The organism is Denitraticella aggregata (assembly GCF_048158365.1).
GTDB lineage: Bacteria > Pseudomonadota > Gammaproteobacteria > Burkholderiales > Rhodocyclaceae > Azoarcus_F.
This window is the reverse complement of sequence record NZ_JBLLNL010000001.1, coordinates 450,195-476,202: the sequence shown is the minus strand read 5'-3', so window position 1 is coordinate 476,202 and position 26,008 is coordinate 450,195. Positions and strand designations below refer to the sequence as shown.

Genomic DNA, 26,008 nt, shown 5'->3' with positions numbered 1-26,008 from the left:
GTATCCGCCCCAGCTCAGATCCGGCGCGCCAGCTCGGCGGCCTTGCCGACGTAGCTCGACGGAGTCATCTCCAGGAGACGAGCACGCTCGGATTCCGGGATCGCCAGCGTCGCGATAAAGGACTGCAGCGCCTCGCGCGTAATTCCCTTGCCGCGCGTCAGCGCCTTGAGCTGCTCGTACGGGTTCTCGATCGCAAAGCGTCGCATCACCGTCTGCACCGGTTCGGCAAGCACTTCCCAGGCCCCGTCCAGATCGGCGGCCAGGCGGGCCGGATCGGCCTCGAGCTTGCTCAGTCCGCGCAGACATGAATCGAGCCCGAGTACGGTATGACCGAGTCCGACGCCCATGTTGCGCAGCACCGTCGAGTCGGTCAGGTCGCGCTGCATGCGCGAGATCGGCAGCTTCTCGGAGAAATGACGCAGCACACCGTTGGCGATGCCGAAGTTGCCTTCGGCGTTCTCGAAATCGATCGGATTGACCTTGTGCGGCATCGTCGATGACCCGACCTCCCCCTCCTTCAGCTTCTGCTTGAAGTAGCCGAAGGAGATGTACATCCAGATGTCGCGGCAGGCATCGATCAGGATGGTGTTGGCACGCGCGATCGCATCGAACAGCTCGGCCATTGCATCATGCGGTTCGATCTGGATCGTGTAGGCGTTGAACTCCAGACCCAGCGATTCGATGAAGCGGCGGTTGAAACCCTCCCAGTCGAACGCCGGCCACGCGGACAGGTGCGCATTGTAGTTGCCGACCGCGCCATTGAACTTCGCGGTCAACGCGACCGAGTCGATCGCGTTGCGGGCACGCATCAGCCGTGCGGCGATGTTGGCCATTTCCTTACCGAGTGTGGTCGGACTGGCCGGCTGACCGTGCGTGCGGGACAGCATCGGCAGTTCGGCCAGCGCATGCGCGAGCACACGCAAGCGTTCGATCACCGCATCGAACGCCGGCAGCAGAACCGCATTCCTGCCTTCGTGCAGCATCAACGCATGCGAGGTGTTGTTGATGTCCTCCGACGTGCATGCGAAATGGATGAACTCGGACACCCGCGTGACTTCGGCATTATGTCCGAGTCGCTCCTTCAGCCAGTACTCCATCGCTTTCACGTCGTGATTGGTGGTCGCCTCGATCGCCTTGACCGCCTCGCTGTCTTCGGTCGAGAAGCCTGCCACTACCGTATCTAGCTCCGCGATCGTCTCGGCCGAAAAGGCGGCGATCTCGGCAAGGCCCGGCTCGGCCGCGAGCGCCTTCAACCATTGGACCTCGACCCGCACGCGATTGCGGATCAGACCGTGTTCTGAAAAGTGTTCGCGCAAGGCAGAAACCTTGGCCTGGTAACGACCGTCCAACGGCGACAGTGCGGTGAGGGATGAAACGGACATGGGCGGCTTTCCCGAAAAAAAGGTGTTATTTTACCGTTCACAAACTGGCACTGCGGCACAGCTGCCGCAATGCGCACAACAGAGCAATCAGGACCCCGACATGAGCGACAGCGAAAAATACCGGATCCAGGTCGAGGCGGCCGCGGAGTTCATTCCGACCCAGTCCGACCCGGATGATGAGCGCCACGTCTTCGCCTATCACATCACGATCACCAACACCGGGAGCCTTGCCGCGCAATTGCTGAGCCGGCACTGGATCATCACCGACGGCGGCGGCGAGTGCCAGGAGGTCCGCGGAGAAGGCGTTGTCGGAGAGCAACCCCGACTGGCCCCCGGCCAGCAGTTTCGGTACACGAGCGGTTCCGTGCTGAAGACACCGGTCGGTACCATGCACGGCAGTTACCAGATGGTGGCCGAAGACGGGACCCGCTTCGACGCACCAATCCCGGCATTCACGCTCGCGATGCCGCGCGTGCTGCACTGATGCTTACCCGGCCATCCGGCCCTTCTGCGGTGGCCGGCGGATCGATGCGCTGACGTCGGACGTCCCTTCGAGGATCAGCTGCGATAGTCGGCGTTGATCTTCACGTAGTCATAGGAGAAGTCGCAGGTCCACACCGTGGCCGAGGCCTCGCCGCGTGCGAGGCTGATCCGCACCGTGATCTCGCTGCCAGCCATCACGGCGGCGCCGGCTTCTTCGCGATACGCAGCGGCGCGGCCGCCCTTCTCTGCCACCAGCACCGCATCGGAGCCGCCCTCCAGCCACACCCGGATCGCGCCGACGTCGAGGTCGTCGATGCCGGCATAGCCGATCGCCGCGAGGATTCGACCCAGATTCGGATCCGACGCGAAGAACGCGGTCTTGACCAACGGCGAGTGCGCGACCGCATAGGCGACCTTGCGGCACTCATTGCGATCGATGCCGTCCTCGACCACGATCGTCATGAATTTGGTCGCGCCCTCGCCGTCGCGCACGATCGCCTGCGCGAGCTCGATCGAGATGCTGACGACCGCGTCGCGCAGCGCCTGATAGGCGGGCGAGGCTGCCTCCAGAATTTCGGGGTGATCGGCCTGCCCGGTCGCGATCAGAATGAAGGAGTCGTTGGTCGAGGTATCGCCGTCCACGGTGATACTGTTGAACGACAGATCGGCCGCTTCGACCACCAGTTGCTCGAGCAGTGCCTGTGACACGGTGGCATCGGTCGCGACGAAACCGAGCATCGTCGCCATGTTGGGCCTGATCATGCCGGCGCCCTTGCTGATGCCGGTCAGCGTGACCCGCACGCCGTCGATCTCGACGATGCGCGAGGCTGCCTTCGCGACAGTGTCGGTAGTCATGATCGCCTGCGCGGCGTCTAGCCAGCCGTCCTCGCGCATCGCGGCCCGTGCCGCCGGCAGCCCGGCGACCAGGCGGTCGACCGGCAGGGGCTCCAGGATCACGCCGGTGGAAAACGGTAGCACCTGCCGCGGGGCGATCTCGAGCAGGCGTGCGACGGCGGCGCAGGTGGCCTCGGCGTCGGCGATGCCGGCCTGGCCGGTACCGGCATTGGCCACACCGGTGTTGATCACCAGCGCGCGAACATGCTGCTCACGCAGATGATCGCGACAGACCTGCACGGGCGCGGCACAGAAGCGGTTCTTGGTGAACACGCCCGCCACGCGGCTGCCCTCGCCGAGTTCGATCAGCGTGAGATCACGTCGATTCGCCTTGCGGATGCCGGCCTCGGCGACCCCGAGTCGTACGCCGGGCACCCGGCGCAATTCAGGAGCGGAAGGCATGGTGTAATTGACTGGCATGAAGGCACTCCATCGAAACGGATCAGTTCAGCTTGCCGTGACAGTGCTTGTATTTCTTGCCGGAACCACAGGGGCAGGGGTCGTTGCGACCGACCTTGGGCACCGCATTGACCTGCGGCCGGGCCGCGCCCGCCTTTTGTTCCTCACCGCCACCCAGCGCTTCGTCGTAGCTGGAGTGATGGTAGGCGACATTCTCCATTTCGGGCGGTTTCTCGGCCTCCTCCAGCTGCGACTCGGTGCGGATCTGCACCGTCAGCAGCAGCTTGGTGACGTCCTTGCGCACCGTGTCCAGCAGCGCCTCGAACAGTTCAAAGGCCTCGCGCTTGTATTCCTGCTTGGGATTCTTCTGCGCATAACCGCGAAGATGGATGCCCTGACGCAGGTGATCCAGCGCCGCCAGATGCTCGCGCCAGTGGTTGTCCAGACTCTGCAACATCACGTTGCGTTCGAACTGGTGCCACGCCACCGGATCCACGCGCGCGGTCTTCGCGGCATAAGCCTCGTCCGCCGCTTGCAGAATGCGCTGCAGCATCGTGTCATCATCGAGATTGGGTTCGGCCTTGACCCACTCGCCGACCGGGAGTTTGAGCTGGAACTCGGCCGCGAGAGCCTGTTCGAGCGCACCGATCTCCCACTGTTCCTCCACGCTCTCGTCCGGCACATAGATGCGGAAGGTGTCATGCAGCACGCCCTGACGCATCGCGTTGATGGTCTCGGACACGTCCTCGCTGGACAGCAGTTCGTTGCGCTGCTCGTAGATCACCTTGCGCTGATCGTTCGCGACGTCGTCATACTCGAGCAACTGCTTGCGGATGTCGAAGTTGCGCTGTTCGACCTTGCGCTGCGCGGACTCGAGCGAACGGGTCACCATCCCGTGCTCGATCGCCTCGCCCTCGGGCATCTTGAGCTTCACCATGATGGTGTTCAGGCGCTCTCCGGCGAAGATCTTCATCAACGGATCTTCGAGCGACAGGTAGAAGCGGGATGAACCCGGATCCCCCTGGCGGCCGGCACGACCGCGCAGCTGGTTGTCGATCCGGCGCGATTCATGGCGCTCGGTGCCGATGATGTGCAGTCCGCCGGCGGCCACCACCTGCTGATGCACCTTGGACCACTCCTCGCGCATCCTGATGATCTTGGCTTCCCTGTCGACATCGCTCAGATCCGGGTCGGAGCGGACCTCGTCGACCGGACGTTCGATGTTGCCGCCGAGCACGATGTCCGTACCCCGACCGGCCATGTTGGTCGCGATCGTTACCACGCCCGGCCGCCCCGCCTGGGACACGATCATCGCCTCGCTGTCGTGCTGCTTCGCGTTCAGCAACTGATGCTTGATTCCGGCCTTTTTGAGCACGCCGGACATGAACTCGTTGACCTCGATCGACGTGGTCCCGACCAGTACCGGCTGGCCGCGCTCGACGCAGCCGCGGATATCGTCGATGACCGCGTCCCATTTTTCCTTGGCGGTGCGATAGACCTTGTCGTTCTCGTCCTTGCGCGTCATCGGCCGGTTGGTCGGGATGATCACCGTTTCAAGTCCGTAGATGGAATGGAATTCGAACGCCTCGGTGTCGGCCGTACCCGTCATGCCGGCGAGTTTGCCGTACATGCGGAAGTAATTCTGGAACGTGATCGAGGCCAGCGTCTGGTTCTCGGCCTGGATGCGCACACCTTCCTTGGCCTCCACGGCCTGGTGCAGGCCGTCCGACCAGCGCCGTCCAGCCATCAGGCGGCCGGTGAACTCATCGACGATGACGACCTCGCCGTTCTGCACCACGTAGTGCTGGTCCTTGTGGTACAGAGCATGCGCGCGCAGTGCGGCGTACAGATGATGGACCAGCAGGATGTTGCCCGGATCGTACAGGCTTGCCCCCTCGGGCAGCAGGCCGGAACGGGTCAGGATCTGCTCGGCGTTCTCGTGCCCCTGCTCGGTCAGCAGCACCTGACGGGCCTTGAGATCGACCGTATAGTCCCCCGGGTCGGTCACGTTGTCGCCCTCGCCTTCCTGCTTCTTCAGCATCGGCGCAAGCTGATTGAGCTTCAGGTAGAGCTCCGTGTGATCCTCCGCCTGGCCGGAGATGATCAGCGGTGTCCGCGCCTCGTCGATCAGGATGGAATCGACTTCGTCGACGATCGCGAAGTTGAGTCCGCGCTGTACCCGCTCGCCGAGCGAATACACCATGTTGTCGCGCAGATAGTCGAAGCCGAATTCGTTGTTGGTGCCGTAGGTGATGTCCGCCGCATAGGCTGCCTGCTTGTCCGCATGCGACATGCGCGACATGTTGCAACCGGTGGTGAGGCCCAGAAAACCATAGATCCGCCCCATCCATTCCGCGTCACGACCGGCCAGATAATCGTTGACGGTGATGATATGCACGCCCTTGCCCGCCAGCGCGTTCAAATAGGCCGGCAGCGTGGCGACCAGGGTCTTGCCCTCGCCAGTGCGCATCTCGGCAATCTTGCCGTTGTGCAGCACCATGCCGCCGATCAGCTGCACATCGAAGTGGCGCATGTCGTGCACCCGCTTGCCCGCTTCGCGGACGACCGCAAACGCTTCGGGCAACAGGGCATCGAGGGTTTCTCCGTTGCCGAAACGCTCCCTGAACTCCCCGGTCTTGGCCCGAAGCGCCTCGTCGGACAGCGCCGAGATCTGAGATTCGAGCGCGTTGATGGCCCGGACAGTCTGGGAATACTGGCGAATCAGGCGGTCGTTGCGACTACCGAAGATTTTCTTGAGAAGCCCGGAGATCATGGATTTTTCTAGCTCGATGCGGCAAATGGCGCATTTTAGCATGCTGCGGTTTTCCGCCCTAAAGCGCCCGGGACATATTTGTCGAAGCGCCTGTTCCGGCAGTCCGCCGACACGGATGGGCGTCGGTCCCGACTAAGGGCCGGAGCAGATCGGCACGATGACAGGCGGTCCGGGTTGCACGCCCATTGTGAGGCCACGATCCAGCGCTTATGATCGTGCCGTGGCTGCAAACGCTCTTCCTCTTCGATGACGAAATCGCTGCAAGGCTTCCTCGGCAGCGGCGACGCACTCGGTCGCCTGCGCGAACATGCCGAACGGCTACGCCGCCTGCAGGCGGTGCTGGCCGGGCACCTGCCCGCCCCGCTCGCGAACGCATGCTCGGTGGGCAACCTGAAGGGCGACACGCTGGTGCTGATCGCTCGCAACGGTGTGGCGGCAGCGCGCCTGAACCAGCTTCTGCCAAGTATCATGCAGCACTTCGGGCACGCCGGCATGCTGATCGGCAAGATCCAGGTGAAGGTCAGCATCGGCGAAACGGTCGCGCCCCGCTCGCCGGTTCCGGCCCGGATCATCGGCGAACGCGGGCGTGACAGCCTCGCCGAACTCGCCCGATCCCTGCCCGAGGACGCTCCGCTGCGCGCATCGCTGCAGCGACTGATCGATCACTGCCGCAGCGGCTGAAGCGCCTCGCGGGAGCCTAGGAGGCTGTCGGACTTGAGCGATCGTCACGAGCCGGGTGGGAAAGCGAGGACAGATCTGGTCGATTTTGAGGCGCATAGTGGTTCTATGCAACGAAAAATCGGGCAGATATGGACCGATTCTCCCACCGGCGCAGTAGATCAGCCTCAAGTCCGACAGCCTCCTAGAAGATCCGCTCGAATGCAAACATGCCGAACAGCACGAGCAGGATCAGCACGGCGCCCTGAAAGCAATACCAGGCCCAGTGACGATACTTGACGTTGCCGGTCAGCATCCACGCGATCAGGGACCCGCCAATGCCGAGTAGCGCGAGCAGCGCGAAGATCCGGACAGCCAGCATTCTTCGCCCTCAAGCGGCCGGCAGCAAGGCGAGTTGGTTGCGGACCGACGCAGGTGCGGCGTCGTTCTGCTCGAAGGTGACCAGTTCCCAGGCGCTCTGGTCTTCGAGCAGTGCCCGCAGAACCTGATTGTTCATCGCATGACCGGCCTTGAACGCCGAATACGCCGCCAGCAGCGGACGTCCGCACAGGTAGAGATCACCGATCGCATCCAGCACCTTGTGTTTCACGAACTCGTCCGCATAGCGCAGACCCTCGGCATTCAGCACACGATATTCATCCATGACGATCGCATTGCCTAAACTGCCTCCGAGCGCGAGACCGTTGGCCTGCATGAACTCCACGTCCTGCATGAAACCGAAGGTCCTGGCCCGCGACACGTCCTTCTCGTAGGACTGATCGGCGAAATCGACCGTCACCCGGGTCGCTGTGCTGTCGATCGCGGGGTGGTTGAACACGATGGAGAAGCTGAGCTTGAAGCCGTCATAGGGCTCGAGCCGCACCCATTTGTCGTCCTCGCGAAACTCGACCGGTTTCAGTACCCGCAGGAAGCGCTTGGGCGCTTTCTGCTCCTCGAGGCCAGCCGAGCGCAGCAGGAACACGAACGGTCCGGAACTGCCATCCAGAATCGGAATTTCCGGCGCATCCACGTCAACATGCACGTTGTCGATGCCGAGTCCGGCCAGTGCCGACATCAGGTGCTCGACGGTACCGACCTTGATGCCGCCGGCACCCTGCAGGCCCGAGCACATCCGGGTATCGCATACCGCATACGGATCAGCCGGCAACGACACCGGCGGATCGACGTCCACACGATGGAACACGATGCCGGTATCGGGCGCAGCCGGCCGCAACACCATGTGGACCTTGCGTCCGCCATGGAGTCCGACACCGGTGGCCTTCACCACCGTCTTGAGGGTACGTTGCTTGATCATGTCTTCGAGTCCTGTTTGGCCACGATTTTAACATGCGGATGAAAAACGGCTTCGATCACCTCGTTAGCGACAGGCTATCCACGCCCACCAACGGCGACGGGCGCCCTGCGCAGACCGGAGGCGGTGGTCTGCACAAGGGCGCCCGCAGGGGGCAGGTTCGGCTTTCAGATCAGGTCAGTCAGCCTGCTTGCGCAGGAAAGCCGGGATGTCGTAGGTTCCCATGCCGTTCGCGCTCATCGCCTCGACCGTGGTCCGGCGGCCGCTGCGAATGACCGCCGGGACATCCAGGTCGTTCATCTGCGCACCGCCCATCGGACCATAGGTGCCGGTCCCCTGAACCACCTGCATCACCGGCTGACGCGCGGCGACCTGCGGCGCCCCGAGACCGGTCGCGACCACCGTGACGCGCAGGCGATCTTCCATCGACTCCTCGAACACCGTGCCGTACTTGACGAAAGCCTCAGGGGCCGCAAAGGCCTGGACCGTCTTCACCGCGTCGCGGACCTCGGACATCTTCAGCGAGCGGCTGGCCGTGATGTTGATCAGCACACAACGCGCGCCGGACAACTCGGTGCCCTCCAGCAACGGGCTGACCGCAGCCTGTTCGGCCGCGATACGCGCGCGATCCAGACCCGAGGCTTCGGCCGAGCCCATCATCGCACGACCCATCTCGCCCATCGCGGTCCGGACATCCTGAAAATCGACGTTGACCAGGCCCGGCACGTTGATGATCTCGGCGATGCCACCGACCGCATTCTTCAGCACGTTGTCGGCGGAACGGAAGCAGTCCTCGAAACCCGCGTCGTCGCCGAAGACCTCGAGCAACTTGTCGTTGAGCACGATGATCAGCGAATCGACATGACGGGTCAGTTCCTCGACCCCGCTCTCCGCGACCCTCAGACGGTTCTCGAAGTCGAACGGCTTGGTGACCACCGCGACGGTCAGGATGCCCATCTCCTTCGCGATCTCCGCGACCACCGGGGCCGCACCCGTGCCGGTTCCACCCCCCATGCCGCCGGTGATGAAGCACATGTGCGCACCCTCGAGCGCCGCCGCGATCGTGTCGCGGGTGTCCTGTGCGGCCGCCCGGCCCGCCTCTGGCTTGGACCCTGCGCCCAGCCCGGTGCTGCCGAGCTGCACCTTGTTCGACGCGAGGCAGCGTTTCAACGCCTGCGCATCGGTGTTGGCGACGACGAAGTCGACCCCCTGGACACCCTCTCGAATCATGTGGTCAACCGCATTGCCGCCGGCCCCGCCGACACCGATCACCTTGATGATCGTTCCGGTCTGCTCCTTCTCGACGATTTCAAACATCTATCTGCCTCCTAAAACAGCCAACTGCGTACATAGCCCCCGTTCGACCCGTTATTTAGTGCTGCGCATCGAGTTTACAACTAAATAACGGGGTCGAACAGCCACTCAAACAAAACCCTTCCGAAACCACCGCCGTTCGTTCAGAAATTCCGCTCGAACCACGATTTCATCTTTCCGATCATCTGGCGCAGGTTCCGCGTCTCGCGCGCCATGATGCCGCGACGACGCTGCGCCTGCCCTTCCAGCACCAACCCCATTGCGGTCGCGTAATAGGGCTGACAGACCACATCGGCCAGCCCGCCATCGTACTGGGGGGATCCCACCCGCACCGGAAGGTGGAAGACCTCTTCGCCCAGTTCCACCATTCCGCGCATCACCGACGAGCCACCGGTCAGCACGATGCCGGATGACAGCAGTTCCTCGTAGCCGCTGCGGCGCAGTTCCGCCTGCACCAGTTCGAACAGCTCGGACACCCTCGGCTCGATCACGTCGGCGAGGCGCTGGCGCGACAGCGATCGCGGCGGGCGATCACCGACCCCCGGGACCTCGATCATCTCCTCGGGATCGGCCATCGCATGCATCGCGACACCGTAACGTATCTTGATCTCCTCCGCCTCGGAGGTCGGGGTCCGCAGCGCCATCGCGATGTCGTTGGTGATCTGGTCACCAGCCACAGGCAGGACCGCGGTATGCCGGATCGCGCCCTGCGTGAATACGGCGATGTCGGCGGTGCCGCCACCGATATCGACCAGGCACACGCCGAGTTCCTTTTCGTCCTCGGTGAGCACCGCGAGACTGGAAGCGAGCGGTTGCAGGATCAGATCCATGACCTCGAGCCCGCAGCGGCGCACACATTTCACGACGTTCTGGGCCGCCGAAACCGCGCCGGTCACGATATGGACCTTGACCTCCAGCTTGACGCCGCTCATGCCGATCGGCTCGCGTACCCCGCCCTGCCCGTCGATGATGAACTCCTGGGTCAGGATGTGAAGGATCTGCTGCTCGGCCGGAATCGGCATCGCCCGGGCGACTTCGATCACACGCTCCACATCCATCGGCGAGACTTCCTTGTCCTTGATCGCAACCATGCCGTTGGAGTTGAAGCTCTTGATGTGGCTACCCGCGATGCCGGTATACACGTCGCGAATCTTGCAGTCGGCCATCACCTCGACCTCCTGGATGACCCGCGAGATCGCATCCACGGTCGCCTCGATATTCACGACGACGCCGCGCTTCAGACCGCTCATCGGATGCGTACCGAGCCCGACCACATTCAGGCGTCCGTCCGGCCTGGCCTCCGCGATCATGCAGGTGACCTTGGCCGTGCCGATATCGAGTCCGACGATCAGGTCCTTGTATTCCTTGCTCATTGCTTGCCTTTCGTGATCGGATCATGCGGTGCCGGGGTCAGTGCGAAACCGCGTTGATAGCGCAGGTCCACGGCGGCGACCTGAACACCCAGTTGTTCCTGCGTCTCGGGCCAGGCGTTGACGAACCGCGTCAGACGCTCGCCGATCGGCATCTTGTCCTGATCGCGCCCGAGCACGATCACCATTCCATCATCCAGTACCAGCCGCCAGGCCTCGCGTGCGGACAACCAGACCTCGACCGGCCGCCGCCCAAGCGGCGCGAGCATGGCCGCGAACTCGCGGTAGCGTCCCAGCAGGAATGCCGCCGAGCCCGGGGGACCCGAGAAGTCCGGCAGCACCGCATTGCTCGCGGCGACGAAGATCTCACCCTGGCGATTCACCAGATGCACTTCGTCACTATCCGACACGGTCCAGTAGGCGACCGCCTGATGCTCCTCGAGCCGCAGTTCGAGGGCATCCGGCCAGCGCCGGCGGACCTCTGCGCGCCGCACCCATGGCAACTTCTCGAACGCAGAGCGGACATCGTCCAGGCTGATCGAAAAGAAGTTGCCATTGATCGACGAGCGCGCCGCGTATTCGATCTGCGACAGCGTGACCTGCGCCGGCGGGCTCACGACCACGACCTCCCGCAACGGAAACAGCGAGCGGCTCAGAAACCAGATCACCAGGGCGTACCCGAGCGCCAGCGCTACGAAAGCCATCAACAGATCGGACACCAGGTCGAGCAGCGCCGGGCGATCCCACAGACCACCGGCTTCGCGTCCGCGCGCGCGGGCGTGGGCGGACGTCACCGCACGCTTCAGCGCGTAACCCGGAGGCCTTTCATCCAAGGCGTGCGCCCTCCAGAATCGCGAGGCACAAGGCCTCGAAGTCCAAGCCGGCGACGCGCGCCGCCATCGGCACCAGGGAGTGTCCGGTCATGCCGGGCGAGGTATTCATTTCCAGCAGATAGGGGCGACCATCGGGGGTCACCATCAGATCGCCCCGCCCCCAGCCGCGGCAGCCGAGCACGCGCGCGCTCTGCATCACCAGGGCCTGCAGGCGTTGTTCCTGCTCGGGGGGCAGGCCGGACGGACAGTGGTACTGCGTGTCGTCGGAAAAATACTTGTGCTGATAGTCGTAGTTGCCGCCGGGCGCATCGATTCTGATCAACGGCAGTGCCTGCTCACCCAGAAAGGGCGCGGTCAGCTCCATCCCCTGGATGAACTCCTCGGCGATCACCAGATCGTCGTAGCGCGCAGCCAGCACCCAGGACTCGCGCAGTTGCGCCGCCTCGGTCACCTTGGTCGCACCCATGCTGGAGCCCTCATGCACCGGCTTGACGAAGATTGGCAGCCCCAGTTCGGCCGCGACCGCGTCCCAGTCGCTGTCAGCGGACAGTATCGCGTAACGCGGCGTGGGCAGCCCGCAGGCCGCCCAGATCATCTTGGTGCGCCACTTGTCCATCGAGATCGCCGAAGCCATGACCCCGCTACCGGTATACGGAATGCCCATCAGTTCGAGCATGCCCTGCACCGTACCGTCCTCGCCGCCGCGCCCGTGCAGCGCGACGAAGGCCCGCGCGTAGCCTTCCTCCTTGAGCCGATGCAGATCGGACTCGGCCGGATCGAAGCCATGGGCGTCCACACCGGCGCGCCGCAGCGCTGACAGAACCGCTGCACCGGACATCAGCGACACCTCGCGCTCGGCCGACGCACCGCCCATCAACACCGCCACTTTTCCGCAGTCTGTGCTCACTGATCCGCCTCGCCACTCGCAATTTCACCGGGCACGGCTCCGATCGAACCTGCCCCCATCGTGATCACGACGTCGCCGTCCTGCGCGGCGGACAGAATCGCCTCGGGCATGTCGGCGATGTCCTCGACGAAGATGGGCTCGACCTTTCCGGCAACCCGCAGCGCGCGCGCCAGCGATCGCCCGTCGGCCGCGACCAGCGGGAGTTCGCCGGCCGGATAGACCTCGGCCAGCAGCAGGCCGTCAACGGTCGAGAGCACCCTGACAAAGTCCTCGAAGCAATCACGGGTACGCGAATAGCGATGTGGCTGAAAGGCCAGCAGCAGGCGTCGATCGGGGAACGCACCGCGTGCGGCAGCAATCGTCGCCGCCATCTCGACCGGATGGTGGCCGTAGTCGTCGATCAGCGTGAAGCTACCGCGCTGCGCACCATCCTGGCCAGGCAGCATGATCTCGCCATAGGACTGGAAACGTCGCCCCACGCCCTTGAATTCGGCCAGCGCCTTCACGATTGCGTCGTCGGGCACCTGCACCTCGGTCGCGACCGCGATCGCAGCCAACGCATTGAGCACGTTGTGCATGCCCGGCAGGTTCAGTTCGATCGACAGGCGTGTCACCGTGCCATTGACCCGCAGCGCGTCGAACCGCATGCGCCCCCCCTCCGCGCGAACATTCTCGGCCCGGATGTTGGCGTTCTCCGACAACCCGAAACGCACGATCTGCCTGGACACCAGTGGCATCACCGAACGCACGTGCGGGTCGTCCTCGCACAGTACCGCGACACCATAGAACGGCAGATGCTGCAGAAAGTCGACGAAGGCCTGCTTGAGCCGCGCGAAATCGTGGCCGTAGGTGTCCATGTGATCCGCGTCGATATTGGTCACGACCGAGATCACCGGTGTCAGCAACAGGAAGGACGCATCCGACTCGTCCGCCTCGGCGACCAGGAAGTCGCCCTTGCCCAGACGTGCGTTCGCGCCAGCCGCATTGAGCTTGCCGCCGATGACGAAGGTCGGATCCATGTTGCCTTCGGCCAGAATGCTGGCGACCAGCGACGTGGTGGTGGTCTTGCCGTGCGTGCCGGCGATCGCAATGCCCTGCTTGAGTCGCATCAGTTCGGCCAGCATCTGCGCGCGTGGCACCACCGGGATCGGCTTGGCACGCGCCGCGATCACCTCCGGATTGTCGTTGCGGACCGCAGTCGAGATGACCACGGCATCGGCCGCATCCACGTTCTCGACGGCATGACCGAGCATCACGCGGGCCCCGAGCGCACGCAGACGCCGGGTCGCGGCGCTGTCGGAAAGGTCGGATCCGCTGATCGTGTAACCGAGGTTGAGCAGCACCTCGGCAATCCCGCTCATGCCCGCGCCACCGATACCGACGAAATGGATTCGCTTGACCTTGTGCTTCATGTCCGCCTCCCGTCGGCCAGCGCTTCGCACATCTGCGCCACCCGTTCGGCCGCGTCGGCGCGCGCGGCAGCCCGCGCGTTGCGGGCCATTTCCAGCAACTGGGCGCGATCCAGGCCCATGATCAGATCGGCCAGGCGCGCGGCATCCAGCCCCGTTTGCGGCACCAGTATCGCCGCCCCGCGATCCGCCAGAAATCGAGCGTTGCCGGTCTGGTGGTCATCGACCGCATGCGGAAACGGCACCAGCATGCTGGCCACCCCGACCGCGGCCAGTTCGGCGACCGTCAGTGCGCCGGCGCGACAGATCACCAGATCGGCCTGAGCATAGCGTGCCGCCATGTCGTCGATGAAGGGCAGCAAGTCGCCCGCAACGCCGGCAGCGGCGTAGCTGGCATGCAGGGCATCGATCTGCTTCGCGCCGGCCTGATGGATCACTCGCGGACGCACCGCCTCCGGGATACGGGCCAGCGCCCTGGGCACCACGTCGTTGAGCGCCGCCGCCCCGAGGCTGCCGCCCACGACCAGCAGGTTCAATGGACCGGAGCGGCCATCGAAACGCTGTTCGGGCGGCGGGACGGCCGCGATGTCCGAGCGCACCGGATTTCCGACCCACTCGCCGTTTCTGAGCACGTCCGGAAAACCGGTCATCACCTTGTCCGCGACAGTGCTCAGGACCCGGTTCGCGAGCCCGGCAACCGAATTCTGCTCATGCAGCACCAACGGCCGACCGAGCAGCGCCGCCATCATGCCGCCCGGGAAGGTCACGTAACCGCCCATGCCCAGCACCGCATCCGGGCGGACCCGCCGCAATGCGCCGAGTGCCTGCCAGAACCCGCGCAGCAGATTGAACGGCAGCAACAACTTGCGCAACAGGCCCTTGCCTCGCAGCGCCGAAAAGCGGATCCAGGCCATGTCGTAGCCGCGCTCGGGCACCAGGCGCGCCTCCATGCCGTCCGGGTTGCCCATCCACACGATACGCCAGCCCCGTGTGCGCAGCGCCTCGGCAACCGCGATGCCAGGAAAGATGTGGCCGCCGGTACCACCTGCCATGACCAGCAGGGTCTTCATCATCCTGCCCCCCGCTTCATCTGGCGCACTTCCCAGTCGACCCGCAACAGGATCGCGATCGCGATGCAGTTGGCAATCAGCGCCGACCCGCCGAAACTCATTAACGGCAGCGTCAGACCCTTGGTCGGCAGCAGACCCATGTTCACGCCCATGTTGATGAAGGACTGCACGCCCAGCCACAAGCCGATCCCCATCGCGACCAGGCCCGGGAAATAACGTTCGAGATGGATCGCCTCGCGACCGATCGCGAACGCGCGATGGATCAGGATCGCGAACAACAGGACGACGGTCAGCACGCCGACGAAGCCTAGCTCCTCGGCAATGACGGCGAGCAGAAAGTCGGTGTGGGCCTCCGGCAGATAGAACAGCTTCTCGACGCTGCCGCCCAGTCCGACCCCGAACCATTCGCCGCGACCGAATGCGATCAGCGCGTGCGACAGCTGGTAGCCCTTGCCGAACGGATCCTGCCAAGGGTCCATGAAGCCGAAGATCCGGTCGCGCCGATACGGCGACAGCCAGATGAGCAGCATGAAGCCGATCACCGCGACGGTCGCCAGCAGCGCGAACACGCGCACATTGATGCCGCCGAGGAACAGCACGCCGAAGGCGATCGCGCAGATCACGACGAATGCACCGAAATCCGGTTCGCGCAGCAGCAGGAAACCGACGAACAGAATCATCGCCGCCATCGGCAGGAAGCCACGCCGGAAGCTGCCCATATCCGGGAGTTTGCGCACCGTGTAGTCGGCCGCATACAGCGCGACGAACACCTTCATCAACTCGGAGGGCTGCAGATTCACCGGCCCAAGCGGAATCCAGCGCTGCGCACCATTGACTTCGCGCCCGACCCCCGGGATCAGCACCAGAATCAGCAGGAGTACGCCCAGCATGAACAGCCACGGCGCGAAGCGCTGCCACTGTCGCATCGAGAACTGGAACGCGAACAGGCCGGCACCGACGCCCATCGACAGGAAGATGGCATGGCGCAACAGAAAGTAGTGGGACTGGAAACCCGTGTAGCGACTGCCTTCGGCGATCGCGATCGACGACGAATACACCATCACCAACCCGATCAGCACCAGCGCGACGGCAGACCAGATCAGCAAGGGGTCCAGTTCGCGGGTCAGATCTGCCGGCTTCATCAAGCGATTGACCGCCCGACTGGTTTCGACACGATGATTCGGCGCCGCATGGCCGCCACCGAACAGGCGATCGGCGATACGCATCATGTCGCCACCTCTGGCAGGGCCCTGACCGCGCCGGCGAACACGTCGCCGCGATGCGCGTAATTGCGGAACATGTCCAGGCTCGCGCATGCGGGCGACAGCATCACGAGGTCACCTGCCCGCGCCAGCGCAGCCGCCCGAGCAACCGCCTCTTCCATGTTCTTCGCATGTTCGATCGGCACGTCCAGGCCGGCGAGCGCGGCCTCGATCCGGTGCGCATCGCGCCCGATCAGCACCACCGCCCGAGCATGGTCTTCGATCGCCGTGCACAGCAGCGAAAAGTCCTGCCCCTTGCCTTCGCCGCCGGCAATCAGCACCACCGGCCGGTCGGCACCGTTCAGAGCGGCCAGCGTGGCCCCGACGTTGGTGCCCTTCGAGTCGTCATAGAAGCACACACCGTCCGCACGCCGACCGACGCACGTCATGCGGTGCGGCAGTCCGTCGAAGGCCATCAGCGCGTCGAGCATCGGCGCGAGCGCACAACCGATGGCATGACCCAGCGCCAGGGCCGCAAGCGCATTGGTGGCGTTGTGCTGACCGGTCAGCCGCATGCGGTCCAGGCGCAGCAGACGCTCCGACCCGCGCACCAGCCAGCAGTGACCGTCATGCTGCTCGAGCCCGAAATCGGCCGGTGTTTCCGGAAGGCCGGCGCCGAAGCTCAGCACGCGGCGCCCTGCACGCGCCATCGCGGCGACACGGGGATCGTCACGATTGAGCACCTGCACGCCGTCTCCGTCGAAGATGCAGGCCTTGATCTCCGCATAGCGCTCGAGGTCGTCGTGGCGATCGAGATGGTCGTCGGTGACGTTCAGCACGGTGGCCGCATCGGCCCTTAGACCCTGCATGCTCTCGATCTGGAAACTCGACAGTTCCAGCACCCAGCAGGCCGGCAGCGGCTGGTCGGCGTCCAGACGTTCGGCGAGCACTGCCAGGGCGGCCGGACTGATGTTGCCGGCCGCGACCGCATCGAGTCCGGCGGCACGAAAAAGCGCGGCAGCCAGCGCGGTGGTCGTCGTCTTGCCATTGGTGCCGGTGATCGCGACGACGCGGCACTGTGCGCGCGCATCCAGGCGCTCCAGTGCGTCGGCGAACAGCGTCATCTCTCCGACGATCTCGATGCCGATCCGGCGGGCCGAGGCGAGCAACGGGTCGCGCAGGTCGATACCCGGACTCAGTGCGACCAGGCGGACGCCGTCCAACAGCGCATCCGAGAATGCCCCCAGCACCACATCGGCATCCGGCACGCACTGCTGCAGCGCTGCGAGACCCGGCGGGGCTGAGCGGGTATCGGCCACGCGCAGCCTCGCGCCCTCACGCGCGCACCAGCGCGCCATCGCGAGGCCGGATTCACCGATTCCAAGCACCAGCACGAGGGTTCGAGGCAAGGGTCTCATCTGAGCTTGAGTGTCGACAGACCGAACAGCACCAGCATCAACGTGATGATCCAGAAACGCACCACCACCTGGGTCTCCTTCCAGCCACCGAGTTCGTAGTGGTGATGCAGCGGCGCCATGCGGAAGATGCGCTTGCCGCCACTCGCCCGAAAATAGAGAACCTGCACCATCACCGACAGCGTCTCGGCGACGAACAGTCCGCCCATGATGAACAGCACGATCTCCTGACGCACGACCACCGCGATCACGCCGAGCGCGGCACCGAGTGCAAGCGCGCCGACATCGCCCATGAACACCTCGGCCGGATACGCGTTGAACCACAGGAAACCGAGCCCGGCACCGCAGATCGCGCCGCAGAACACCGCGAGCTCACCCGCCCCGGCGATGTAGGGCACACCCAGGTACTTGGCGAAACCGGCATGGCCGGCGACATAGGCGAAGATCGCCAGCGCACCGGCGACCATCACGGTCGGCATGATCGCCAGGCCGTCCAGGCCGTCGGTCAGGTTCACCGCATGGCTGGTACCGTTGATCACGAAATAGCTCAATGCGACGAAACCGAACAGGCCGAGCGGGTAGGCCACCGCCTTGAAGAAGGGCACGATCAGTTCGGTCTGCGCCGGCTCGGTCGCGGTCAGCGCCAGGACCAGCGCCGCGGCCAGCGCGATCACGGACGTCCACAGATACTTCCAGCGGCTGGGCAGCCCTTTCGGATCACGATGCACGACCTTGCGCCAGTCATCCACCCAGCCGACCGCACCGAAGCCGATCGTGACCATCAGCGTGACCCACACGTAGTGATTGCGCAGGTCGCCCCACAGCAGCACGGTCGCCCCGATCGCAATGATGATCAACGCACCGCCCATCGTGGGCGTGCCGGCCTTGGTCAGGTGCGACTTCGGACCGTCGTCACGCACCGCCTGACCGATCTTCTTGGCGGTCAACCAGCGAATCACCGCCGGACCGAAGATGAACGAGATCAGCAGCGCAGTCATCGCCGCGAGCACGGTGCGCAACGTGATGTAACCGAACACGTTGAAGGCGCGAATGTCCTGGCCGAGCCAGAGTGCGAGTTCAAGCAGCATCAGAGTCAGCCTCCGTCGAAGGGCTGCCATTGTGCATTGCGGAAAGCGCGTCCGCCACCCGTTCCATGCGCATGAAGCGCGAACCCTTGACCAGCACCACGGTACTGGCATCGAGTTGCGGCCCGACCGCGTTTACCAACGCGTGCACGGTACGAAAATGATAGCCGCCCTCCCCGAAGTTGCGCGCCGCCACTGCACTCATGTCGCCCAGCGCGTAGAGGGCGTCCACGCCCTTGCTCTTCGCGTATCCGCCGATTTCGTCGTGCAACTGGGCACTGGAGCGACCGATTTCTCCCATATCGCCGAGAATCAGGATCTTGCGTCCGGGGGTCGCCGCCAGCACGTCGATCGCGGCGCGTACCGAGTCCGGATTGGCGTTGTAGCTGTCGTCGACGATCGTCGCCCCATTGACGCCCGGCCCACTGTGCAGGCGTCCACGGGTGCCGGTATAGGCGGACAAACCGGCGATGACGGCGTCGAAGGACGCACCCGCTGCGAGCGTGGCCGCCGTCGCGCCCAACGCGTTCAGCACGTTGTGTTCGCCGGGAACCTGCAGGTCGACGGTCGCACACGCATCGGTGGTGACCAGTTCGAGCCGTGAGCCGAGGCCGTGGAGTTCGCAACGGCCGGTCACTTCGGCCACGGCGCTGAGCCCGAAATTCACGACGCGTCGACGGGCGTTCACGCCGCGCCAGTATTCCGCATGCGGATCATCCGAATTCACGACCGCGACGCCGCCTGCGGCGAGGCCGTCATAGATCGCGCCCTTCTCTTTCGCGATCTCGACGACGGTACCCATGCCCTGAAGGTGGGCTCGCTGGGCATTGGTCACGATCGCCACCGTCGGCCGTGCGATGTCGGCCAGATACGCGACCTCACCCGGACGATTCATGCCCATCTCGATGATCGCGGCGCGATGGCCGGGGCGCAGTCGCAACAGGCTAAGCGGCAGGCCGATGTCGTTGTTCAGATTACCGGTGGTCGACAGCACCGATTCGGCGCCATGACCGTCGAGGCGGGCCTGCACACGCATGATCGACGCGCACATTTCCTTGACCGTCGTCTTGCCGTTGCTGCCGGTCACGCCGATCAGCGGGATATCGAAGCGACTGCGCCAGTGCGCGGCCAGCCTTCCGAGCGCGATGCGCGTATCGGCCACGATCAGCAGCGGCAACGGCACGCTGGCGTGTACCGCCGCCCAGGCGGAATCAACGAGCGCCGCGGCCGCACCGGCTTCGGCCGCTGCGAGTACGAAGTCGTGGCCGTCGAAGTGATCTCCGCGGAGCGCAACGAACAGCTCGCGCGCACGCACATGACGACTGTCGGACCCGACCGCCTCGAAGCGTAAATCGGCGGTGCAGCGCGCCCCCAGTGCGTTTGCCGCTTCGCTCAAGCTCATCATCTTACGTCTCCCCGGGTCCGATTCCAGTCGATGAGCGCAGCCCTGGCCTGCTCCTTGTCGGAGAAGGGCACGCGCTTCCCGTGGATCTCCTGATACGGCTCGTGCCCCTTGCCCGCGATCACGACCACGTCGTTCGGTCCGGCCTCGCCGATCGCGAGGCTGATCGCGGCCGCACGATCGAGCACGCTCTCGGCCGAATGTCCTGCACCCGTGAGGATGTCCCGCACGATGTCGTCCGGTCGCTCACTGCGCGGGTTGTCGCTGGTGATCACGACACGGTCCGACAACGCCTGTGCGATCTCGCCCATCAAGGGTCGCTTGCCCGGATCACGGTCACCTCCGCAGCCGAAGACACAAGTCAGCCGTCCGCCCCGGCTACGCACCGTGTCGCGCACCGATTCGAGTACCTTGGCGAGCGCATCCGGCGAATGCGCGTAGTCGATGACGACCAGCGGCTCGCAGACGCCGCCCAGCAGTTCCATGCGACCGGGGGGGGGCGAGAGCTTCGTCACGACGCGCAAGGCGTCCTCGAGTTCGACGCCGCGCGCGAGCAATGCGCCTGTAACCGCCAGCAGATTGGACACGTTGAAGGGCGCGATCGTGCCCACCTGAACATCGGTCTGTCGCCCTGCCCAGTGGATGGCGAAGCGTGTCCCGGTGGAGACGTTCGACAGTCGCCCGGCCGCCAGCAGCTCCACCCCGGGCAGCGCCGGAACGTCCGTGGCCGTCAGCGTGTAGCCGATGACTGCGACGTCCGACGTCGTCGCAAGTCGGCGCGCCTGCGCCAGGCCGAAGGGTTCGTCGAGGTTGAGTACCGCATGCGTGATTCCGGGCAGGTCGAACAGCCGCGCCTTGGCCTGGGCATACGCGTCCATGTCGCGGTGATAGTCGAGATGGTCGCGGCTGAGATTGGTGAACACGGCAACGTCGAAGACCACCCCATTGACGCGCCCCTGATCCAGACCGATCGACGAGATCTCCATCGCGACCGCCCGCGCGCCGTCCTCGACGAAGCTGCGCATCGAGCGATGCAGTTCGGTCGCGTTCGGCGTCGTGTTCAGCGCATCGACCAGCTGGCCGGGATAGCCGCTGCCGAGCGTTCCCACGATGCCGCAGCGCTGACCGAGTTCGGTCAGCGCGACCGCCAGCCAGTGGCTGACCGTGGTCTTGCCATTGGTGCCGGTCACGCCCGCCACCCACAGCGCCTCCGACGGACGTCCATGGATCTCGTGCGCCAGATGTCCCGCCAGCGTGCGCAGATCCGCGAAGCCCAGCCCGGGCACCGTCAGGCCCTGCTGATGAAATCCTCCATGCGTGTCCCACAGGACCGCGGAAGCACCGCGTGCAATGGCATCGGCGATGAAGCGACGACCGTCGGTGGCGAGTCCGGGCCACGCGGCAAAAAGCTCACCGGGCCGCAAGCTGCGCGAGTCGGCTGCGATTCCGCTCGGCACGACGCCCTGCGCCGCCAACTGCGCGAGAATCGCACGCGCCCGCTCGTTGCTCACATCGGCCCCTTCGCAACCGGAACCGCGCGGTCGGCCATGCCCGCAAAATGCAGCGGCGTCAGTGGCGCATCGGGCGCGACGCCGAGTGCCCTGAGCGCGCCTTCGGTCACCTTGGCGAACACCGGTGCGGCCACCGCTCCGCCATAGTGCTGCCCCGCGGACGGCTCGTCGATCATCACCGCGATGATCAGGCGCGGGTTGGAAACCGGCGCGAGCCCGACGAAGGACGATATGTACTTGTTCGTGTAGCGTCCCCCCTCGAGCTTGTGTGCGGTCCCGGTCTTGCCCGCCACCCGATAGCCGGCCACCTGCGCCCGGGAAGCGGTGCCCTCTGGCCCGGCCGCCGATTCCAGCATTCCACGCAGGGCGCGCGCGGTGTCGGCGCTGAACACCCGCCGGATCGGCGCCGGCGGCGCGTCGACGCGGGTGAGCGACAGCGGAATTAGCTCGCCGTCGCGCGCGAAAACGGTATACGCCCGCGCCATCTGGATCAGCGTGCTCGAGATACCGTGCCCGTAGGACATCGTCGCCTGTTCGATCGGACGCCATGATCTGGCCGGGCGCAGACGTCCGCCGGCCTCGCCCGGGAAGCCGAGTTCGAGCGGCATGCCGAAGCCGAGCTGATCGAACATCTGCCACATCTCGTCCGGCGTGAACTGAAGCGCCATCCTGACCGTACCGACGTTGGACGACTTCGTGATCACGCCCGCCACGGTCAGCCCCGCGTGACGCCGCACATCGGTGATCGTCGCACGACCGATCGTGATTCGTCCGGAATCGGTGTCGATGACCGTATCCGGACGGACCTTGCCGTGATCGAGCGCGAGCGCCGCGATGAACGGCTTCATCGTCGAACCAGGCTCGAACACATCGGTCAGGACCCGGTTGCGCAACTGGGCGCCGGTGAGATTGCTGCGATTGTTGGGATTGAAGGTCGGGGCGTTGACCAGCGCCAGAATCTCGCCGCTGCGGGCATCGATCACGACCACGCTGCCGGCCTTGGCCCTGTGGGTCTGCATCGCGTCGCGCAGCGCCGAGTACGCGAGGAACTGGATCCGCTTGTCCATCGCCAGCACCACATCCTCGCCGTCTCGCGGCGGCCGGATGGATTCGACGTCCTCGATGATCTGGCCGCGACGATCACGAATCACGCGGCGCGACCCCGGCAGACCTTTCAGGTCGGCGTTGAAGGCGAGCTCGACGCCTTCCTGTCCGACGTCGTCGACGCTGGTGAACCCCAGCATGTGCGCGGTCACGTCGCCAGCCGGATAATAGCGCCTGTACTCCTGCTGCTGATGGATGCCGGGCAGTCCGAGCTCTGCAACGCGACGCACCACTTCGGGCGGCAGCTGCCGTCTCAAATAGACGAAGTCGCGCTCCGAGCTCAAGCGCCTGTTGAGTTCCTCGACCTCCATTTCCAGCAGTCCGGCCAGTTGGCGAGTTTCGGTCGGAGCGAACACCGCATCGGACGGGATCGCCCAGACCGACCGGACCGGTGTGCTGACGGCGAGCACGTCCCCATTGCGGTCGGTGATTCGCCCGCGTGTCGCCGGAACCGGAATCACCCGGGAGTAGCGGGACTTGCCCTCGGCCTGCAGAAATTCGTTGTTGAAGCCCTGAAGGTAGGCCGCACGCCCGACCAGTAACAACGAGCAGGCCAACAGCCCCAGCAGGACCAGACGCGGGCGCCATGCTGGCAGGCCCTTCTCGAGCAGGGGATTGTGATTGAAGGTGACCGGACGCCGGTTTGTCATCGCGCACCCTCGACGACGATGATTCGCCCGGGAGCGGGTTCCGTCAATCCAAGCGATTGACGCGCGGTTGCCTCGACACGGGCCAGCGCCGCCCAGGTGCTCTGTTCGAGCTGGAGTTGCCCCCATTCGACTTCGAGTTCATGCGCCCTGGCCTGCTCCCGCTCGAGTTCGGAGAACAGTTTGCGCGCCTGATGCTGGGCCGCCACCACGCCCAGCGCGCTGGCCACGGCGATGGACACCAGAAAGGCGTCGGCCCGGATCATGCCGCGCCCCGCGTCGGTTCGGCGACGCGCTCGGCGACACGCATGACCGCACTGCGCGCCCGCGGATTGCTTGCGAGCTCCGCCTCGCCGGGACGTATCTGGCGACCGACCAGCCGCATCTTCGGCGCCGGGAGCTCGTCCGCGCGCAGCGGCAGGCGCGCCGGGAGCGCGGCGGGCCGGGACTGGTCGCGCATGAAGCGCTTGACGATCCGGTCTTCGAGCGAATGAAAGCTGATCACGACAAGCCGTCCACCTGGCTTGAGTCTGGCCATGGCCGCCGGCAACACTACCGACAGCTCTTCGAGCTCCTGATTGATGAAAATCCGTAGAGCTTGAAAGCTGCGCGTCGCCGGATGCTGCCCCGGCTCGCGTGTACGGACCGCCTTTTCCACGATCTCGGCAAGTTGTCGAGTGGTTGCAACAGCCCCCCCTGTCCGAGCAGCTGCAATCGCCTTTGCAATCGCATGAGCAAACCGTTCTTCCCCATAATCCTTGAGCACCTCCCTGATCTCGGCGACAGATGCCTCTGCCAGCCAGTCCGCCACCGTCTGTCCGCGTGTGGTATCCATGCGCATGTCGAGCGGTGCATCAAAACGAAAACTCATTCCCCGCGACGGTTCGTCCAGCTGCGGCGAGGACACGCCCAGATCGAGCAGGATGCCGTCCACCCGCTCCACTCCCATTTCAGCCAGCGCCTGGTCCAGCGCACTGAACGGCTCGTGCACGAGGACAAGGCGCGAGTCGTGCAGCGCCCGGCCGGCCTCGATCGCCCGCGGATCGCGATCGAACGCGATCAGGCGCCCCCCGGCGCCCAGCGCGTCCAGAATCGCGCGGCTGTGCCCCCCCCGACCGAACGTGCAATCGACATAGACACCGCCCGCTCTGATCGCCAACGCCTCCACTGCCTCTGAGAGCAAAACGCTGACATGCCCGCCAGCGCTCATAACACCAGACTCTCGAGCCCGGCCGGGAACGCACTGCTGTCGAGCGAAAGCATCGCTTCCTGCTGGGCCTGCCAGCCGGCATCCGACCACAGCTCGAAGTGCGAGCCCTGCCCGACCAGCCACAACTGTTTCTCGAGACTCGCCCATTTGCGCAGCGACGGCGCGACCAGCACGCGGCCAGCTGCATCCAGCTCCTCGGTCTGCGCGTGACCGATCATCAGGCGCTTGATCGTCGCGGTGGCCGGATCCAGGGATGGCAGGGCCATGAGCTGCCGACTGATCGGTTCCCACTCCGCCTGCGGATAGACCAGCAGGCAGCCATGCGGGTGGGCGGTGATCACCAGCGGCGCCCCGTCCGGGACGAGCGCATCACGATGCCGGGCCGGAATCGCTACGCGACCCTTGGCATCGAGACTGAGCGCTGCAGCACCCTGGAACATCGGCCCCCCTGATTGTTGTTCTGGTCAATGCGGATCGGCGTCCACGATCTACACTTTGACCCACTTTTTTCCACTTGGCCCCACTCTAGAGCAAAGGCAAATCCCGGTCAAGCCGGAGAATGCGGCTTTTTCGTTCTGACACAATGACTTATGAGAGAACCGAAAAAGACTGATAAACGCTGAAAAATCAATGCAGATAGCGAATCTTCATGATGTCGGGCGTGAAACGGCCGATCGTCATTCGCATGTGTGGGAAAAGGTGGGGGAAACGCGCTGAACCGACGCGCTGCGGGGATGCAGGGCGGTAGATTGGAAGTTCGCCGATAAGCCGGGTTCTGTCGAGCACGCGTGACGGACGTCACGCGTGCCGGGCAATCATTCCTCTGGGCGCCATGTCGCCATGACGCTCAAGCAGCCTACCCGGGAGCGACGCGAGCCACGCCAGTGCTCCCCTATTTGGCCTTGCCCCGGATGGGGTTTGCCGTGCCAGTCCTGTTGCCAGTCCTGCGGTGGGCTCTTACCCATCGATGCTTTCACATCGACCGGTGCCCCGCTCACGCGGGACACCGCACCGTTTCACCCTTGCCTGATCCTGGTCACCCAGTCCATCGGCGGTCTGCTCTCTGTTGCACTTTCCGTCGCCTCACGGCGCCCGGCCGTTAGCCGGCATCCTGCTCTAAGGGGCCCGGACTTTCCTCCACGCACGACATGGTGCGCAGCGATTGCCTGGCGAACTTCCAGTTGCGAATTATACGCCGGCTAGCTCGGCCCGCACGAATACCGGGCCGCCGTCGCGCAGGCGGAAACTGCCGACCAGGGCGCCAGGTGGCTGGCCGGACGGATTGTCCCAGTCCTGCACCATGCAGCGCTCCGTGCTGGCCAGATACCAGCGGTTGCCCTGACGCAGCGCCCACAGCAGATCTCCCGCCTCGAACACCTGCATTTCGGTCAGTTCGGTCGGGTCGGGATGGATGCCCACCTTGCGCTGACAGTGCGGCAGACGGGAAACGACCACGGACTGGTCGACCGTCGACGTCCAGAAAAAGGGCTGCTCACGGACCAGTGTCAGCGCGTGCTGACTGGTATCGATCATGAAGGCGGTCGCGCTGTTCTCGCACGCCGCGAGCAGCGGCAGCAGCATCAGCACCCCTGCCACGCGCGGCAGACCGGTCAGTCTCATGGTCATTGC

Annotated in this window: 23 protein-coding genes and 1 other RNA gene; 2 read left to right on the top strand and 22 right to left on the bottom strand. The window is 64.9% G+C overall.

The window, feature by feature from the left end; translation table 11 throughout:
* Nucleotides 1-14 precede the first annotated feature (14 nt).
* A complete protein-coding gene (gene purB, locus ACKVEX_RS02280) occupies nucleotides 15-1,382 on the bottom strand; it encodes an adenylosuccinate lyase (RefSeq protein ID WP_473214056.1) in 1,368 nt (455 codons plus the stop codon).
* Between the two features lie 100 nt (nucleotides 1,383-1,482).
* On the opposite strand from purB, the gene apaG reads away from it, so the two are divergent.
* Nucleotides 1,483-1,866 (top strand): Co2+/Mg2+ efflux protein ApaG, encoded by a 384-nt coding sequence (gene apaG, locus ACKVEX_RS02275; protein WP_473214278.1) that lies wholly within the window; start codon nucleotides 1,483-1,485, stop codon nucleotides 1,864-1,866.
* Between the two features lie 74 nt (nucleotides 1,867-1,940).
* On the opposite strand, the gene argJ is transcribed toward apaG, so the two are convergent.
* Both argJ and secA read right to left on the bottom strand, forming a co-directional pair.
* Nucleotides 1,941-3,179: a bifunctional glutamate N-acetyltransferase/amino-acid acetyltransferase ArgJ gene (gene argJ / locus ACKVEX_RS02270; RefSeq protein ID WP_473214055.1), complete on the bottom strand. Its 1,239-nt coding sequence runs from the start codon at nucleotides 3,177-3,179 to the stop codon at nucleotides 1,941-1,943.
* Between the two features lie 22 nt (nucleotides 3,180-3,201).
* Entirely contained in the window at nucleotides 3,202-5,931 is a 2,730-nt protein-coding gene (secA, locus tag ACKVEX_RS02265; RefSeq protein ID WP_473214054.1) for a preprotein translocase subunit SecA, read from the bottom strand.
* A 246-nt stretch (nucleotides 5,932-6,177) separates the two neighbouring features.
* On the opposite strand from secA, the gene ACKVEX_RS02260 reads away from it, so the two are divergent.
* Nucleotides 6,178-6,612 (top strand): DciA family protein, encoded by a 435-nt coding sequence (locus tag ACKVEX_RS02260; protein ID WP_473214053.1) that lies wholly within the window; start codon nucleotides 6,178-6,180, stop codon nucleotides 6,610-6,612.
* A gap of 181 nt (nucleotides 6,613-6,793) precedes the next feature.
* Here ACKVEX_RS02260 and ACKVEX_RS02255 read toward each other — a convergent pair whose 3' ends face one another.
* The 19 genes from ACKVEX_RS02255 to ACKVEX_RS02165 all read right to left on the bottom strand — a co-directional run bounded on the left by ACKVEX_RS02255 (nucleotide 6,794) and on the right by ACKVEX_RS02165 (nucleotide 25,999).
* A complete protein-coding gene (locus ACKVEX_RS02255) occupies nucleotides 6,794-6,970 on the bottom strand; it encodes a hypothetical protein (protein WP_473214052.1) in 177 nt (58 codons plus the stop codon).
* Nucleotides 6,971-6,979: 9 nt separating this feature from the next.
* Nucleotides 6,980-7,903, bottom strand: coding sequence for a UDP-3-O-acyl-N-acetylglucosamine deacetylase (lpxC, locus tag ACKVEX_RS02250; protein ID WP_473214051.1), 924 nt, complete (start codon nucleotides 7,901-7,903; stop codon nucleotides 6,980-6,982).
* A 174-nt stretch (nucleotides 7,904-8,077) separates the two neighbouring features.
* Entirely contained in the window at nucleotides 8,078-9,217 is a 1,140-nt protein-coding gene (ftsZ, locus tag ACKVEX_RS02245) for a cell division protein FtsZ (protein ID WP_473214050.1), read from the bottom strand.
* A gap of 140 nt (nucleotides 9,218-9,357) precedes the next feature.
* Complete coding sequence (ftsA, locus tag ACKVEX_RS02240) at nucleotides 9,358-10,587, bottom strand: cell division protein FtsA (RefSeq protein WP_473214049.1); 1,230 nt, start codon at nucleotides 10,585-10,587, stop codon at nucleotides 9,358-9,360.
* Nucleotides 10,584-11,417, bottom strand: coding sequence for a cell division protein FtsQ/DivIB (locus ACKVEX_RS02235; protein ID WP_473214048.1), 834 nt, complete (start codon nucleotides 11,415-11,417; stop codon nucleotides 10,584-10,586). The genes ftsA and ACKVEX_RS02235 overlap by 4 nt, the downstream gene beginning before the upstream one ends.
* Nucleotides 11,410-12,324 (bottom strand): D-alanine--D-alanine ligase, encoded by a 915-nt coding sequence (locus tag ACKVEX_RS02230; RefSeq protein WP_473214047.1) that lies wholly within the window; start codon nucleotides 12,322-12,324, stop codon nucleotides 11,410-11,412. Before ACKVEX_RS02230 ends, ACKVEX_RS02235 begins: the two co-directional genes overlap by 8 nt.
* The gene (murC, locus tag ACKVEX_RS02225; protein WP_473214046.1) at nucleotides 12,321-13,736 is read right to left on the bottom strand and encodes a UDP-N-acetylmuramate--L-alanine ligase; all 1,416 of its coding nucleotides are present in this window, start codon (nucleotides 13,734-13,736) and stop codon (nucleotides 12,321-12,323) included. Before murC ends, ACKVEX_RS02230 begins: the two co-directional genes overlap by 4 nt.
* Nucleotides 13,733-14,803 carry an undecaprenyldiphospho-muramoylpentapeptide beta-N-acetylglucosaminyltransferase gene (murG, locus tag ACKVEX_RS02220; RefSeq protein WP_473214277.1) on the bottom strand — a complete coding sequence of 357 codons (1,071 nt, stop codon included), beginning with the start codon at nucleotides 14,801-14,803 and terminating at the stop codon, nucleotides 13,733-13,735. Before murG ends, murC begins: the two co-directional genes overlap by 4 nt.
* Nucleotides 14,803-16,029 carry a putative lipid II flippase FtsW gene (gene ftsW / locus ACKVEX_RS02215; RefSeq protein ID WP_473214276.1) on the bottom strand — a complete coding sequence of 409 codons (1,227 nt, stop codon included), beginning with the start codon at nucleotides 16,027-16,029 and terminating at the stop codon, nucleotides 14,803-14,805. Before ftsW ends, murG begins: the two co-directional genes overlap by 1 nt.
* A complete protein-coding gene (murD, locus tag ACKVEX_RS02210; RefSeq protein ID WP_473214045.1) occupies nucleotides 16,029-17,423 on the bottom strand; it encodes a UDP-N-acetylmuramoyl-L-alanine--D-glutamate ligase in 1,395 nt (464 codons plus the stop codon). The genes ftsW and murD overlap by 1 nt, the downstream gene beginning before the upstream one ends.
* Nucleotides 17,420-18,508: a phospho-N-acetylmuramoyl-pentapeptide-transferase gene (mraY, locus tag ACKVEX_RS02205; protein WP_473214044.1), complete on the bottom strand. Its 1,089-nt coding sequence runs from the start codon at nucleotides 18,506-18,508 to the stop codon at nucleotides 17,420-17,422. Before mraY ends, murD begins: the two co-directional genes overlap by 4 nt.
* Entirely contained in the window at nucleotides 18,498-19,910 is a 1,413-nt protein-coding gene (locus ACKVEX_RS02200; protein WP_473214043.1) for a UDP-N-acetylmuramoyl-tripeptide--D-alanyl-D-alanine ligase, read from the bottom strand. The genes mraY and ACKVEX_RS02200 overlap by 11 nt, the downstream gene beginning before the upstream one ends.
* Complete coding sequence (locus tag ACKVEX_RS02195; protein ID WP_473214042.1) at nucleotides 19,907-21,418, bottom strand: UDP-N-acetylmuramoyl-L-alanyl-D-glutamate--2,6-diaminopimelate ligase; 1,512 nt, start codon at nucleotides 21,416-21,418, stop codon at nucleotides 19,907-19,909. The genes ACKVEX_RS02200 and ACKVEX_RS02195 overlap by 4 nt, the downstream gene beginning before the upstream one ends.
* The gene (locus tag ACKVEX_RS02190) at nucleotides 21,415-23,172 is read right to left on the bottom strand and encodes a peptidoglycan D,D-transpeptidase FtsI family protein (protein ID WP_473214041.1); all 1,758 of its coding nucleotides are present in this window, start codon (nucleotides 23,170-23,172) and stop codon (nucleotides 21,415-21,417) included. Before ACKVEX_RS02190 ends, ACKVEX_RS02195 begins: the two co-directional genes overlap by 4 nt.
* A complete protein-coding gene (gene ftsL, locus ACKVEX_RS02185) occupies nucleotides 23,169-23,435 on the bottom strand; it encodes a cell division protein FtsL (protein ID WP_473214040.1) in 267 nt (88 codons plus the stop codon). The genes ACKVEX_RS02190 and ftsL overlap by 4 nt, the downstream gene beginning before the upstream one ends.
* Nucleotides 23,432-24,379: a 16S rRNA (cytosine(1402)-N(4))-methyltransferase RsmH gene (gene rsmH, locus ACKVEX_RS02180; RefSeq protein ID WP_473214039.1), complete on the bottom strand. Its 948-nt coding sequence runs from the start codon at nucleotides 24,377-24,379 to the stop codon at nucleotides 23,432-23,434. Before rsmH ends, ftsL begins: the two co-directional genes overlap by 4 nt.
* Nucleotides 24,376-24,819 (bottom strand): division/cell wall cluster transcriptional repressor MraZ, encoded by a 444-nt coding sequence (mraZ, locus tag ACKVEX_RS02175; protein ID WP_473214038.1) that lies wholly within the window; start codon nucleotides 24,817-24,819, stop codon nucleotides 24,376-24,378. Before mraZ ends, rsmH begins: the two co-directional genes overlap by 4 nt.
* Nucleotides 24,820-25,127: 308 nt before the next feature.
* Nucleotides 25,128-25,557, bottom strand: an RNA gene (rnpB, locus tag ACKVEX_RS02170) — RNase P RNA component class A.
* A 10-nt stretch (nucleotides 25,558-25,567) separates the two neighbouring features.
* The gene (locus ACKVEX_RS02165; protein WP_473214037.1) at nucleotides 25,568-25,999 is read right to left on the bottom strand and encodes a hypothetical protein; all 432 of its coding nucleotides are present in this window, start codon (nucleotides 25,997-25,999) and stop codon (nucleotides 25,568-25,570) included.
* Nucleotides 26,000-26,008: the final 9 nt, after the last annotated feature.